We start from the raw sequence: 13,424 nt of genomic DNA, 5'->3' as shown, positions 1-13,424 counted from the left end.
CGGGCAACACGGTATCAGCGCAGAGCCGACGCCCCAGGGTCATTCGTGATACGCGGCATCGGTCTAGTCATGGGCGACGGTGGCGATCCTGTCGACGAGCAGCGAGAAGAAGCGGTCGGGATCGAGGTCGCCGATGACGAGCGCATTCGGCTCACTGCCGGTCACGCCCCACCAGTCGACCAGGGTCATGCCGATGGTGGCCTCCGATGCGATCTCGATCTCGACATGGCAAGGCTTGCCCGAGAAGATGTCGGGCTCGAGGAGGTAGGCGATGACGCATGGATCGTGCAGCGGCCCTCCCTCCGATCCGTACTTCTCGATGTCGTAGCGGTCGAAGAAGTCGAGCATCCCGGCGACGGCAGTGCCGGCCGGGGTCGCCAGCCTGCGGAACGCCTCGATCCTGTCGGGGGTCGTCACCGCCTTGTGGGTGACGTCGAGCGGCATCATCGTGATGGGGACACCGCTCCGGAACACCCGATGAGCGGCGTGCGGGTCGACGTAGATGTTGAACTCGGCGGCGGGCGTCACGTTGCCGCCCTCGAAGAAGCCGCCCCCCATCATGACGATCTCTCGAATCCGGGAAACGATGGCCGGCTCCTTCACCATGGCCATGGCGACGTTCGTGAGCGGTCCCAGGGGGCAGATCGTCACGTCGTCGGACGCCATCACGATGTCGATGAGGGCGTCGACGCCGTGGCCGGGAGCCGGGGTGGTGACCGGATCGGGGAGGTTGGCTCCGTCGAGACCGGTCGGCCCGTGCACGTACTCGGCGGTGAAGAGCGGCCTCACGAGGGGCCCGGCGCATCCGGCGTGCACCGGCACGTCGGTCCGCCCGGCCAGCTCGCAGAGCATGAGGGCGTTCTTCGTCGTGAGCGGGAGCGGGACGTTGCCGGCAACGGTGGTGATCGCCCGCACGTCGAGCTCCGGCGAGGCGAGTGCCACGAGGATGGCGACGGCGTCGTCCTGGCCCGGGTCGGTGTCGATGATGATTGGTCGCCCGCTCACAGCCGACGAGACTAGGAGCGTGGTCCGAGAGCCGAGAACCCCTGCAGGCCGGCGGTGAGAGATGCCGTCCGCCGCTGGGGCGCAGCCGCCCTGGCGCTCTCGCTGGCCGTCCAGGCGCTCGAATGGGTCGACTGGCTGACACGCAGGGCGCCCGATGGTCTGAATGTCGTCGATCTCTGGGATTACGGCTGGGCGGCCGACTCGGCGACCATCCAGGCGGCAGGAAGCCTGGTGCGCGCCGGGGGGACCCTGGTGCGCTCGCCCGAGGCATTCCTCGAAGCCCTCTCGGGCGTCGTCGGCTACCAGGTGCCCCCGCCCGCTCCGAAGTTGCTCTTCACACCGATGCTCGGCCAGCTGACGGCGACATTCGCCGAGCTGAGCCAGCTGGTGGGCTGGCTGATCGTCACGTCTGTCGGCGTCGCCCTCGCCGTGCTGGCGCTCCGCAAGCTCGGCATGTCGACGGCGTGGATCTCGCTGTGCCTGCTCTTCGCCCCCGTCGCCTGGGCGCTTCGCCTCGGGCAACTCAGCATCATCGCCGCCGGCATCATCGGGCTCGTCGCCCACCTCCGGTCACGCGACCAGCTCCATGTCGTCCAGGGGATCCTCGGCGGCCTGCTCGTCCTGAAGCCGCAGTACGCCATCGGGTTGGCGCTGCTGTGGGTGACCGACCCGAGAGTGCACAGGCGCGAGCTGTCCGGCGCAGCGGCGACGGCAGCCGCCCTCATCGGTATCAGCGTCCTGACGGCGCCGGCGGCCTGGTCCGGCTACCTGACCCACGTTCTCGAGTCGACCGACGCCCTCGAACCGGGTCGCCTTGCGAGGCACGTGACGGCTCGGGCGACATTCACGCTGCTCGCCGGGGCGTCTCTGGCGCGGGCGGCGTGGCTCGCCCTCGCCGTTGTCGTCGTCGCCGGCTGGCGGCGGTTCTCTCGGGGAGTGCCTGCAAGTGACCGCTTCGTGCTCGCCATCGGGGCCGGACTGCTCATCTCGCCGTACACGTTCGACTACGACCTCGTGATCCTGCTGGTACCGGCGGCACTCCTGTGGCGCTCCCGCATCCACGCCAGGCCCGACGTGGTCGCCCTGTTCGGGCTGGTCGCCGCGGCTGTGATCGCCCACAGGGGCGTCGCATTCGCGACCGTGTTGTGGTTCGGGGGACGCAGTCTGCTGATCGCCCCGATCGTCATCGCGGCGGCCCTCCTCGTCCTACGGCGGCTCTCCGTGCGCGCCGGCGCCCCCAGCGAGCCGGCCGCCCCTTGATCGAATCGTCAGGCGCCGAGAAGGGACTCGACGTGGCGGCGCGAGGGGAGCGAGGGCTGCGCCCCCAAACGAGTGGTCGCCGCCGCGCCGGCGGCGACCGCCCACCGCACCGCCTCGTCGAGCGGGTGGCCCCGAGCCATGCCGTCGGCGAGCGCTCCGCAGAAGGCGTCGCCGGCTGCGGTCGTGTCGACCGGGACGACGGGAGGCGCCGGGACGTGCAGATAGTCGTCGCCCCTGACGAGAATCGCCCCGTCCTCGCCGAGGGTCACCACCACGGTCGGCGCGACCCGCGACGCCAGCGCCGCCGCCGCAGCCACGTCGTGCGGCTCTTCCTGTCCCGCGAGGATCCCGAGCTCGGAGCGGTTCGGGACGAGGACGGTGATCCGTTCGAGGAGAGAGGCGGGGAGAGGGCGGGCAGGCGCCGGGTTGAGCACCACCGTGCCGGTCGCCAGCGCCGCCGCCGCGGCGACGGCCTCGAGCGGCACCTCGAGCTGCAAGAGGACGACGCTGGCAGCGGAGACGAGCGGGGCGGCGTCCTCGACGTCGGCTGCGGTGAGCCTGGCGTTCGCCCCGGGGCTCACCACGATGGCGTTCTCGCCGGCGTCGTCGAGGGTGATGAGCGCCACCCCGGTCGCCCCTTCGTCCGTGAGGACGTGAGTGACGTCGACCCCGTCGGCGAGCAGGGCGGCAACCATGTCACGCCCTGCGGCGTCGGCGCCGACCCTCCCCACCATGGCCACGCTCTGGCCGAGCCGGGCCGCCGCCACTGCCTGATTGCCACCCTTGCCGCCGGGGGCGACGAAGTGCCCATGGCTGAGGACGGTCTCGCCCGGGAGAGGGTGCCGCTCGACCCTGGCGACGATGTCCTGGTTGAGGCTCCCGACCACGGCGATCGACATGGCGGCGATGGTACGGCGAGGCCGAGGTCGACCACAATGGTCGGATGGACGCTGCCGTCCGGCCGTACGCCGACCCGGACCACGACGCATGCAGGGCTCTGTGGGCAGAGCTGACCGAGCACCACAGGGCGATCTACCGCGCCGACGACATCGGGGGTGACGATCCCGGTGCAGGTTTCAACGACTACCTGGCGCTGCCGACCAGGGTCGGGACGTGGGTGGCTGTTGCCGGTGGTGTCGTCGTGGGGCTCGCCGGGCTGCTGATCGACGGTGACGAAGGAGAGATCGAGCCCGTGGTCGTGGCGGCCGCTCACAGACGCACCGGCATCGGGGCGGCCCTCGTCGCGACCGCCGTCGATGCGTCTCTGGCCGGCGGCGCCGCCACCGTCGGAGTGCGCCCGGTCGCACGCAATGGGGAAGCGGTTCGGTTCTTCCATGCGTTGGGATTCCGGACACTCGGCCACGTCGAGATGTTCATCCCGGGCGACGCAGCCAGGGAGTGGCTGGCCGGACCGAGCCTCCACGACCGCAGCTTCCGCTTCTGAGCCCGACCTATCGTCCGGCGGCGACGAGGCGCCACACCTCTCCAGACGTCGACGTGACATACAGCTCGCCCGAGGAGTCGACCCCGAACGACGTCAAGCCTCCGACCTCACCGCTCGGGAACCACTCGCGTCCTGCCACGGCGCCGTCCGCCCCGATCGCCAGCGACCTGATCCACCCGCCGCAGTAGTCGCCGTAGAAGTACTGGCCGTCCAACGACGGGATCGACCCGCCCCGGTACACATAGCCGCCGCTCACCGAGCATCCCTCTGCGTGGGTGTAGTCGGCAACGGGCTGGATCAAGCCCGACCGGTCGCAGTCCTTCTCCTGGAAGCAGGAACCGCCCTCCATGATCGGCCAGCCGAAGTTGGCGCCGCCTCCCTCGGTCGTGTCGTGAGTGTCGATCTCCTCGATGGTGTTCTGGCCCACGTCGGCTATCCAGAGGACGGTGCCGTCGAACGACCATCGCCACGGGTTGCGCAGACCTATCGCCCACACTTCCGGCGCACCGCCGCCGTCGACATACGGGTTGTCCGGCGGGATCTGGTACTCGGCCCCGTTCCCCGCGGACGGCTGGATGCGCAGCATCGCTCCGAGCAGCGTGTCCGGATCCTGGCCGTTGCCGAAGGCGTCGTTCGAGCGCCCCCCGTCGCCCATGCCGATCCACAGGGCTCCGTCCGGGCCGAATGCGATCATTCCCCCGTTGTGGTTCGAGGCCGGCTGGGAGACCTCCAGAACCGTCCGCTCCGAGTCGGGATCGGCGACGCCCGAGTCGGCCGTCACGGCGAACTCGGCGATGTTGGTGTCTCCGTTTCCATCCGTGTAATCCACGTAGAAGAGGCCCGTCGTGGCGAAGTCGGGCGGGAAGGCAAGGCCGAGGAGACCCCGCTCGCCCTCGGCGAGCACACGGTCGCTGATGTCGAGGAACAGAACCGGGTCTCCACCGTCGATCACCCAGATCGTCCCAGGCTGATCGACGATGAACAGGCGCGGGTCGTCGGGAGGCGCCGTGACGAAGACCGGCTGCCTGAAGCCCTCGGCGACGAGCTCCAACTCCAGGTCGAGCTCGTCGAGCGGCGGCACGGTCGTCGTCGGCGACACAGTCGTCGTCGGCGACACAGTCGTCGTTGGCTGCCCGGTCGTGGTGGGCTCCGCCGGGGTGGTGCCCGGCGGATCCGTCGTCGGAGGCGAGGTCGTCGACGACGGAGCCGACACCGGGACGACGGTGGTGCTCGCCCCGGACACACCGTCGGTGGCGCACGACGATGCCGCCAGGGCGCCGAGGAGCATGACGAGCAGGGCCTTGGGCATCCCAGGCAACGTAGTGGCCCCTACGGGCTACGCCGGTCAGTCGACCGTGGCTTCGACGCCTTCGAAGCGCCACCGCTCCCGCGACGCTCTCGCCTCATCGACGTCGACCCGTCCGAGCAGGACCATCCCGACGATGAAGAAGACGACGATCGAGACGATGGCGGGCCTGCCGGAGTCCGTGACGGCACTGACGATGGCGAACACGAGCGGGCCCCAGATGGCGGAGAACTTCGAGAACACCGAGAAGAACCCGTAGAACTCGGCGGACGCCTCCTCGGGGATCATCGACCCGTAGAGCGATCGGGACAGAGCTTGGACGCCCCCGAGCACGAAACCGACGACGGCTGCCAGCCCATAGAACGGCAGCGCCTCGCCCTCCGGGAGGAAGTATGCCCCGATGGCGAGCCCCACCCAGATGACGAGCGACACGATGATCGCTCGCTTGGCGCCGATCCGACCGGCGAGCACTCCGAAACCGAGTGCCCCGAAGAAGGCGATGAACTGCACGATGAGGAAGGCGGTGGCGATCTGGGTGAGCTCGAGACCCAGGGTGTCCTCTGCGTATGCACCGCTGATGGCGATGACTGTCTGGGTGCCGTCGTTGTAGAAGAGGAAGGCCAGGACGAAGAGGAGGATCTGCGGGAACCGGCGCAGCTTCTTACCGGTCGAGATCGTCCTCCTGAACCCGATGGAGGCGTATGCCCTCCACCTGGCGGTCCCGCCGTACTCGGCGGGAAGCTGTTCGGGGACTCCGGTCTCCGGGAAACGGGCGAGGGCGAACCACGTGAACCCGAGCCACCAGACGCCGGCCCCGAAGATACCGATGCGTGCTGCCGTCGCCTCAGCGAGCCCGGTCGCCCCGTCGTCGCCGCTCAGCGTGAGCAGCACGAACGCCAGGAGCAGGTAGAGGCCTCCGCCGATGTACCCGAAGGCGAATCCCCTTGACGAAACCCGGTCGATCGTGGCGTCGGTCGTGATGTCAGGCAGGAAACCGTCGTAGAAGACGTTCGCCCCGACGAAGCCGACCTGGGTGAGCAGCACGAGGAACAGGAACGGCAGCACGGCGCCGTCCGGGACGAACGGCACGAGCATGGTGACGATCGCACCGAACACGGCGAAGACGCGCAGAAAAGCCCTCTTGGCCGCCGAGTAGTCGGCGATGGCGCCGATGATGGGCATCCAGAGGAACAACACGATCGCTCCGACCGAAACGACGGCCGCCCACAACGTCTCGCCGCTCAGGCCCCAGAGTCCCTCGTCGGGCACGATCGAGTCCGTGAAGAAGGCGGCGACGACCGCGCCGAAGATGGTGATGTACGCCGAGTTCGCCCAGTCGTACATCGCCCAACCGAACACCGTGCGGGGGTCGTTCTTGCCGGCGGTGGCCACTGACGGGCGAGGCTACGGGTCGCCGCGCCGCGGCCGCAACCGCGAACCGGTATGCGACACGGCGCCGTATCCGACGGCGTGAGACTGCGGAGTGGCATCGTCGTGGCGGCGCTGGCGACCGCCTGCGGCACGAGCGCGGCGACGACGCTCCAGACGACGACCTCCGCTCCGGTCGAATCGACGACCAGCAGGCCGACGACGACTATGCCGGCCACGACAACAGGTGCGCCGGCGACGACCACGACTGCGCCTCCCACAACGACGGTTGCGCCCATCACGACCACCACCTCGTCGACGTCGACGACCTCCACGACCACGACCACGACCACCACCACGACGACGACGACCACCACCACCACCACCACCCAGCCTCCATCCCAACGCGTCGACGTGTCGATGGTCGACTACGCCTTCGGTCCCCCGACCGTCCGCATCACCGTCGGTGACAGCGTCCGTTGGACGAACGACCAGGGAGCCCACACGACCACATCCGGTCGGGGAGGAGACGCCTACGTCAAGGACGGCCGCTGGGATTCGGGCTTCCTGGACGAGGGGAGCCGATACTCGGTCACCTTCGAGACGGCGGGCACCTACCCGTATTTCTGCGAGATCCACCCGATCGAGATGCGGGGCAGGGTCATCGTCGAGCCCTGACGACCCGGTCCCGCCAGAGCCAGGTGGCGCACAGCAGCGCCGCCGCCGCCACGAACCCGATGGACAGCAGCCACATCGAGTCGTAGCTCCCCGTCCGATCGACGAGCCGACCGAAGATCGGAGGTCCGATCCCGAGCCCGAGCAGGAAGCCTCCCTGCACGGTTCCCGTGGCGCCTCCCGTCCTCAGCACCCCGGCACGTGAGATGACGGCCAGCATCCCGACCGAGTTCCACGAGCTGGACGTCAGGCCGACGAGCACGACGCCCACCCACAGGGCCGAGGGCAGCTCCGGGGTCGCCTGCAGCAACACGTACCCCGCCCCGGCCGACAGCACGGCGATCCACAGCAGCTCGACGACGTAGCGATCGCGCCGCTCCGCGATCCGCGCCCACGCGATCCTCCCGACGAACGCTGCCAGCCCGGCGACGGCCGCCGCGGTGCCCCCCGCATCGGCGCTCATCCCGAGCGACTCCTGGGCGAACAGCGGGATGAGGAACGTCACCGAACCGGCGAACCCGAGCAGGAAGCCGTACAGGGCGAGCCAGCGCACGAAGCCGGGGACAGGTGCGGCACCCTGCCGGTCGGCGGATGTGGTCGCCGTGTCACGCGGGATGGCAGCCGCGACCAGCGGGAGAAACAGGATCGAGAAGACGGCGACGGTGAACATGGCGCCTCGCCAGCCGAGTCGGCGGGCCACGTCCGGCAGCAGGATCCCGCCGAAGAAGACCGCCCCCTGGACGCCCGACTGCTTGATGCCGGTGATCACCGACCGGCGACCGGCCGGGATGTGCAGGGAGATCAGCTTGTTGGTCGTCGGGTTGGCGAGCGAGTTCGACATCGCACCGACGAGCCCGCCGAGCGCCATCACCCAATACGCAGGGGCGAACCCGTACACGGCGTATGCGGCGGCCGCCAGGGCGAACAAGAGGAAGAACCCGGCCTTGCCGCCGATGGCGTCCGTGATCTTGCCCGATGCGAACGACAGACCGGCTCCGGTGACGAGGAGTGCGGTGATGAGGAGCCCGAACTGCTGGCGCGTGATGTCGAACTCGTCGATGATCTCCGCCGACAGGATGCTCAATATCCCTGCGACGAATGTCGCCACGCCCATGGCGGTCACGAGCATCGAGACGAACCCGGCACGCTGCACCGGTCCCCCGATGACGGCGGGAGGATCGTCGCTCAGGAGGCGAGCCCTCGACGCGCCAGCTCCTCGCGCAGCGCCGCTTCCGAGTATCGAATCAGGTCGGGCTTCCACCCGACCGCCCCCGGGGGGTCGGGCTGCCACCCGACCCCGCCCGTGGGGAGCGCCTCTGCAGCCGTCAGCAGCTCGACGACGCGGTCACGCAGCGTCCTGGCCCAGGCCCTTCCCTTCGCCTCCGCCTCCTGGCTCAGCGTCCCGTCGTTGTTGGCGGTGTACACCTTGGCCTCGACAGACGGGCTCTGACGCGACCCGCGTTCGCCGTACACCAGGATCACGGCTCCGGCGGGCACGTCCTGGATCCCGCCGGTAGCTATGAAGTCGCCCTCGAACGCCCAGCCGGACGCCTTGCCCTCGTCCACGGAGTGGACGACCTTCGCCCAGTTCTTCAGGCGGTCGTCCCCGAGTTGGGGCACGTCGACCGGCACGACGACGTCTGACATGGCGGCCACTATGCCAGACCGACGCACCCAGGGGCGCGCCACCCCCTACGCAATCCCCCGGCGTGAGCCGGGGGATCGGCGAGTGTCCCGCCAGGGACCGAGCCGAGGGGGCCCAACCGCAGCCACCCCCTCGACTCGGCCTTCGGCGCTCGTCGGTCCCCCGCAAAGCGGGAGACTGCGTAAGAAGGGCTCGTCCACTCGACTCGCCGCAGCCACCCCCTCGACTCGGCCTTCGGCGCTCGTCGGTCCCCCGCAAGGCGGGAGAGAACCCGTCCGACTCGTAGCGTCCTCGCCGGTTTAGCCTCGCTCACCGTGCATCGTCTCGTGGTCGCCGCAGCATTCGCCATCGCCCTCGCCGCCTGCGGAGGTGACGCGGCATCCGGCATCCCGATCGGGCCGGGCACCACGACGCCGACGCCCGCCACGACGCTCCCCGGCGAGGCCCCGGAAGGTCCGCTCACCGGGATCGAGGCGACGCTGCTGGTCTCCGGGCTGAACCAGCCGGTTCAGGTCACGGCTCCCCCGGGGAGCGATCGCCTCTTCGTGGTCGAGCAGCCCGGCCGGATCGTGGTCGTCGAGGACGGAGTGGTGCGCCCGGAGCCCTTCCTCGACGTGTCGAACGACGTCGGCAGCCAGGGCACGGAGCAGGGGTTGCTCGGCCTCGCCTTCCATCCTCGCTTCGCACAGAATGGCCGGGTGTTCGTCTCCCTCGTCAACAAGCTGGGAGACTCGCGGATCCTCGAGTATCGAGTCGACGGGGACGACCCGTACCGGCTCGACCCGCTGAGCCGGGCGATCGTGCTCGCAGTGGACCAGCCCCACCACTTCCACAACGGCGGGATGATCCAGTTCGGGCCGGATGGCTACCTCTGGCTCGGCCTCGGCGACGGAGGCGGGATCGGCGACCCGTTCCACAACGGCCAAAACGAGGACGTCGTGTTCGGCGGCCTCCTCAGGCTCGACGTCGACGCCGCCAGCCCTTATGCCATCCCACCCGACAACCCTCATGCCGCCGGTGGCGGTGCCCCGGAGAAGTGGGTCTACGGCCTGCGCAACCCATGGCGGTTCACGATCGATGCCCCGTCCGGCCTCGTGTACATCGGGGACGTCGGCCAGGACTTCTGGGAGGAGATCAACGTCATCTCCCTCGCAGACGGCGCCGGGACCAACTTCGGGTGGCCCATCGCCGAGGCGGACACGTGCTTCATCACCGCCCAGGACCTCAGGGACGGCAAACCGGTACCCGTGTGCGACCCCGCCGACTTCGCATTGCCGGTGCTCGTCATCGAGCACGTCCCGGAGTGCGCCGTGATCGCCGGCCCGGTCTACCACGGCAGAGCCATGCCGGAGCTCGACGGCACCTTCTTCTACAGCGACTACTGCGCCGGCTGGGTCAGGAGCCTCGAGCTCATCGACGGTGATGTCGGCGACGAGAGACAGTGGCTGGACGGCCTCGGCAACGTCACGAGCTTCGGCCTCGACCCGGAAGGAGAGATGCTCGTCGCCACGCTGGGCGGGGACGTGCTCCGGCTCGAGCCGGTGCGAGCGGGGGCCGTCAGCCCGTAGACGCATTCCTGTCGAGGAACTCGTACACCTCGGTCAAGTCGACGCCGGGGATGGTCTCGACGGGCATCGCCGCCAGGACGTGGCTGTTCGGCCGGACAGACGGCCAGGCGTAGCCGTCCCAGCGCGACGCCAGCCCGGCGTCCGGTCTGCGGCAACACGTCCCGTCGGGGCACCGTGAGGCGGAGTGCCGGTTCGTCTCCCTGCCGCGGAAATGCTGCGCCTCCTCGAATCTGGCACCTGTGGTGATGGCAGCCATGCGGTGCTCGTCGACGTGGGTGCTGCACCAGAATGTCCCGCGCGAGGTGTCCGTGTACTGGTAGTGGATCGAGAACTTGTCGCGCGAGTGGAACGCCTGGCGCGTCCCCCACTCGCGGCACAGCCGCTGCCCTTCGATGGCGCCGACCGAGTTCTGCGGGAACGGGACGTCGTTGTTCTCGTATGCCTTCCAGATGATCCCGGCCTCGTCCGAACGGACGAAGTGCACCTTGAGCCCGAGGTGCCTGGTCGCCAGGTTCGTGAAGCGGTGCGCCGCCATCTCGTACGACACGTAGAAGGCGTCACGGAGATCCTCCACCGAGAGGTCGCGCTCTCGCTTCGCCTCGACGAGCATCGGGACGGCTGCCACCTCAGGGAGCAGCACGGCGCCGGCGAAGTAGTTCGCCTCGACGCGTTGCCGCAGGAACTCCCCGAAGCTCCTCGGATCCGTGTGATCGAGCGCGAAGTGGCCGAGGGTCTGGATGACAACCGAACGGGCGCTCCTGGTGCCGAGAAGGTCGCGCTGGGCGACGTAGATCCTCCGGTTGCGCAGGTCCGTGACCGATCGCACCGAAGGCGGCACGTCGGGAGCGCGCTCGACCGTGAATCCGAAGTGTGACGCCAGTTGGGCGATGTCGCGCTCGGTGAGGGCCCGCGACCCCTCGTACCCGGCTGCTTCGACGGCTTCGGCTGCAACCGACTCGATCTCCTCGAAGTAGTTGCCGCGCCGCTTCATCTCGGCGCGTAGCTCGGCGTTGGCGATCCGCGCCGCCTCCCTCGTCGGATCGGTGACGGTCCTGGTCTCCCGGAGGGCCTCGTAGAGAGCGACGATGTGCTCGAGGGCGGGGTCGGGCAGCTTGGCCGACGCTTTGAGGTATGGCAGCCCGAGCTCCCGGTAGATCGGCTCATCCTGGGCACGTTCGAGCGCCACCTCCATGCGCGATCGCTTCGTCGGCGGCGTCGGCTCGAGCAGCTCCGCGACCGAGACGTCGAGCGAAGCGGCCAGCTCGTTGAGGAGCCCCAGCCTCGGCTCACGCTTGCCATTCTCGAGCAGCGACAGGTACGGGGCCGGCTTGTCGACGAGGGCGCCGAGCTGCTCGAGCGTGAGCCCGCGCTGCTTACGGAAGTGTCGCAGTCGATACCCGAGAATGAGGGAATCAATCGAAGTTGCCGCCAAAATTTCCTCCGAGTAGACGACTCAATGATAAGAACACTCAAACTTAATGTCCACTCGCCTTGGCAGGACGCCGCCGGCGTGCGCACTCTGCCCCATCCGGACCAGGAGGACCCCGATGGGTGTCGAGATCACCGGCACGAGGATGCAAGGCATGAACGAGATCCTCACCGAGGAAGCCGTTGCATTCGTGGCCGGGCTGCAACGTGCCTTCGGTGAGCGTAGGCGGGGGCTGTTGTGCGCCAGGCACGTGCGCCAGGACCTCCTCGACGGGGGCGCCGAGCTGGCATTCCTCCCCGAGACACGCAACGTGCGCCGATCCGACTGGAGGGTTGCGCCCGTGCCCGCCGACCTCGAGGAGCGCACCGTCGAGATCACCGGGCCGGTCGACAGGAAGATGGTGATCAACGCCCTCAACTCCGGGGCGTCGACGTTCATGGCCGACTTCGAGGACTCGAACTCGCCGACGTGGGAGAACCTCATCCAAGGACAGCTGAACCTGCGTGACGCCGTCCGTCGAACGATCGAGCTGCGCACGGAGGACAAGACGTACCGCCTGGGCGACGAGCCGGCGACCCTCATTGTCCGGCCGAGGGGCTGGCACCTCGTCGACCGGCGCATCCTCGTCGACGAGGCACCGAGCTCGGCGAGCCTCCTCGACTTCGGTCTCTTCCTCTTCCACAACGCTTCGGAGCTCATCGCTCGGGGCTCCGGACCGTACTTCTACCTCCCGAAGCTCGAGAGCCACCTGGAGGCGAGGCTCTGGAACGACGTGTTCCTGCATGCCCAGCATGAGCTCGGCATCCCGAGCGGGACGATCAAGGCGACCGTGCTCGTGGAGACGATCACGGCGGCCTTCGAGATGGACGAGATCCTCTACGAGCTGAGGGAGCACTCCGCGGGGCTCAACGCAGGTCGCTGGGACTACATCTTCTCGATCATCAAGAAGTTCAGGAACCGCAGGGACATGGTGCTTCCGGACAGGAGCCAGGTCGTCATGACGGTCCCGTTCATGCGGGCGTACACCGACCTCCTCATCGCAACGGCACACCGGCGAGGCGCCCACGCCATCGGGGGGATGTCGGCGTTCATCCCGAGCAGACGGGACGAAGCCGTCAACGCCAAGGCGCTCGCCAAGGTCGCCGAGGACAAGGCCCGCGAGGCCCGCGACGGACACGACGGCACCTGGGTCGCCCACCCCGACCTCGTCGGGGTCGCTCGCCGCGAGTTCGCCGCCGTCCTCGGTGGCGCACCGAACCAGATCGGCCGGTTGCGGCCCGACGTCGTGGCGGATGCGGCGGCACTCCAGACGATCGCAGTCCCCGGCGGCGCCGTGACGCTCGCCGGCGTCCGCACGAACATCGACGTCGCCATCCGCTACCTGGCGGCCTGGCTCACCGGGAACGGCGCGGTTGCCCTCTACAACCTGATGGAAGATGCCGCCACCGCCGAGATCAGCCGCTCCCAGATCTGGCAGTGGATCCGCCACGGGATCTCGACACAGAACGGGACACGGGTCACGACGGCGCTCGTGCGGAGGATGGCCGACGAGGTCATCGGCGAGATCGAGGGCGAGAGCGGCGGAGAGGGCCTCCTCGCCGGCCGCTTCAAGGAGGCCCGCGACCTCTTCGAGGAGGTGGCGCTCGGGTCGTCCTTCCCGGACTTCCTGACCTTGCCCGCTTCGGAACTGCTCGACTGAGCCCGCCGCTCACATCGGAGGCGAC

12 protein-coding genes are annotated in these 13,424 nt (G+C 69.0%); 5 read left to right on the top strand and 7 right to left on the bottom strand.

The window, feature by feature from the left end:
- Positions 1-63: 63 nt before the first annotated feature.
- Entirely contained in the window at positions 64-1,005 is a 942-nt protein-coding gene (locus VGC47_11830) for a nucleoside hydrolase (protein ID HEX9855992.1), read from the bottom strand.
- A 54-nt stretch (positions 1,006-1,059) separates the two neighbouring features.
- Here VGC47_11830 and VGC47_11825 point away from each other — a divergent pair, with 54 nt between their 5' ends.
- Positions 1,060-2,265, top strand: coding sequence for a glycosyltransferase 87 family protein (locus VGC47_11825; protein HEX9855991.1), 1,206 nt, complete (start codon positions 1,060-1,062; stop codon positions 2,263-2,265).
- A gap of 8 nt (positions 2,266-2,273) precedes the next feature.
- Here the strand turns inward: VGC47_11825 and rbsK are convergent, their stop codons facing one another.
- On the bottom strand, positions 2,274-3,164 hold the full coding sequence (rbsK, locus tag VGC47_11820) for a ribokinase (protein ID HEX9855990.1): 891 nt from the start codon (positions 3,162-3,164) through the stop codon (positions 2,274-2,276).
- A gap of 44 nt (positions 3,165-3,208) precedes the next feature.
- Between rbsK and VGC47_11815 the strand changes: the two genes are divergently transcribed.
- Positions 3,209-3,709: a GNAT family N-acetyltransferase gene (locus tag VGC47_11815; GenBank protein ID HEX9855989.1), complete on the top strand. Its 501-nt coding sequence runs from the start codon at positions 3,209-3,211 to the stop codon at positions 3,707-3,709.
- Between the two features lie 7 nt (positions 3,710-3,716).
- Here the strand turns inward: VGC47_11815 and VGC47_11810 are convergent, their stop codons facing one another.
- Entirely contained in the window at positions 3,717-5,018 is a 1,302-nt protein-coding gene (locus VGC47_11810) for a PQQ-dependent sugar dehydrogenase (GenBank protein ID HEX9855988.1), read from the bottom strand.
- Positions 5,019-5,054: 36 nt separating this feature from the next.
- Entirely contained in the window at positions 5,055-6,407 is a 1,353-nt protein-coding gene (locus tag VGC47_11805; GenBank protein HEX9855987.1) for an MFS transporter, read from the bottom strand.
- Between the two features lie 78 nt (positions 6,408-6,485).
- On the opposite strand from VGC47_11805, the gene VGC47_11800 reads away from it, so the two are divergent.
- A complete protein-coding gene (locus tag VGC47_11800; GenBank protein ID HEX9855986.1) occupies positions 6,486-7,061 on the top strand; it encodes a plastocyanin/azurin family copper-binding protein in 576 nt (191 codons plus the stop codon).
- Here VGC47_11800 and VGC47_11795 read toward each other — a convergent pair.
- The gene (locus VGC47_11795) at positions 7,045-8,211 is read right to left on the bottom strand and encodes an MFS transporter (protein HEX9855985.1); all 1,167 of its coding nucleotides are present in this window, start codon (positions 8,209-8,211) and stop codon (positions 7,045-7,047) included. The genes VGC47_11800 and VGC47_11795 overlap by 17 nt on opposite strands.
- Before the next feature lie 32 nt (positions 8,212-8,243).
- Positions 8,244-8,705, bottom strand: coding sequence for a hypothetical protein (locus tag VGC47_11790; GenBank protein HEX9855984.1), 462 nt, complete (start codon positions 8,703-8,705; stop codon positions 8,244-8,246).
- A 312-nt stretch (positions 8,706-9,017) separates the two neighbouring features.
- Between VGC47_11790 and VGC47_11785 the strand changes: the two genes are divergently transcribed.
- Positions 9,018-10,271 (top strand): PQQ-dependent sugar dehydrogenase, encoded by a 1,254-nt coding sequence (locus tag VGC47_11785; protein HEX9855983.1) that lies wholly within the window; start codon positions 9,018-9,020, stop codon positions 10,269-10,271.
- Here VGC47_11785 and VGC47_11780 read toward each other — a convergent pair.
- Positions 10,261-11,703, bottom strand: a complete 1,443-nt coding sequence (locus VGC47_11780) for a helix-turn-helix domain-containing protein (protein ID HEX9855982.1) — start codon at positions 11,701-11,703, stop codon at positions 10,261-10,263. The genes VGC47_11785 and VGC47_11780 overlap by 11 nt on opposite strands.
- A gap of 115 nt (positions 11,704-11,818) precedes the next feature.
- Here VGC47_11780 and aceB point away from each other — a divergent pair, with 115 nt between their 5' ends.
- Complete coding sequence (gene aceB / locus VGC47_11775) at positions 11,819-13,399, top strand: malate synthase A (GenBank protein ID HEX9855981.1); 1,581 nt, start codon at positions 11,819-11,821, stop codon at positions 13,397-13,399.
- Positions 13,400-13,424: the final 25 nt, after the last annotated feature.

Source organism: Acidimicrobiia bacterium (assembly GCA_036396535.1).
Classification (GTDB): domain Bacteria; phylum Actinomycetota; class Acidimicrobiia; order Spongiisociales; family UBA5794; genus DASWKR01.
Note: the sequence above shows the minus strand (reverse complement) of the source record. Positions and strands in the feature narration are given on the sequence as shown.

Coding starts and splice junctions, on each gene's coding strand:
- VGC47_11790 (HEX9855984.1), bottom strand. CDS start 8,705: ATGTCAGACGTCGTCGTGCCGGTCGACGTGCCCCAACTCGGGGACGAC.
- VGC47_11810 (HEX9855988.1), bottom strand. CDS start 5,018: ATGCCCAAGGCCCTGCTCGTCATGCTCCTCGGCGCCCTGGCGGCATCG.
- VGC47_11815 (HEX9855989.1), top strand. CDS start 3,209: ATGGACGCTGCCGTCCGGCCGTACGCCGACCCGGACCACGACGCATGC.
- aceB (HEX9855981.1), top strand. CDS start 11,819: ATGGGTGTCGAGATCACCGGCACGAGGATGCAAGGCATGAACGAGATC.
- rbsK (HEX9855990.1), bottom strand. CDS start 3,164: ATGTCGATCGCCGTGGTCGGGAGCCTCAACCAGGACATCGTCGCCAGG.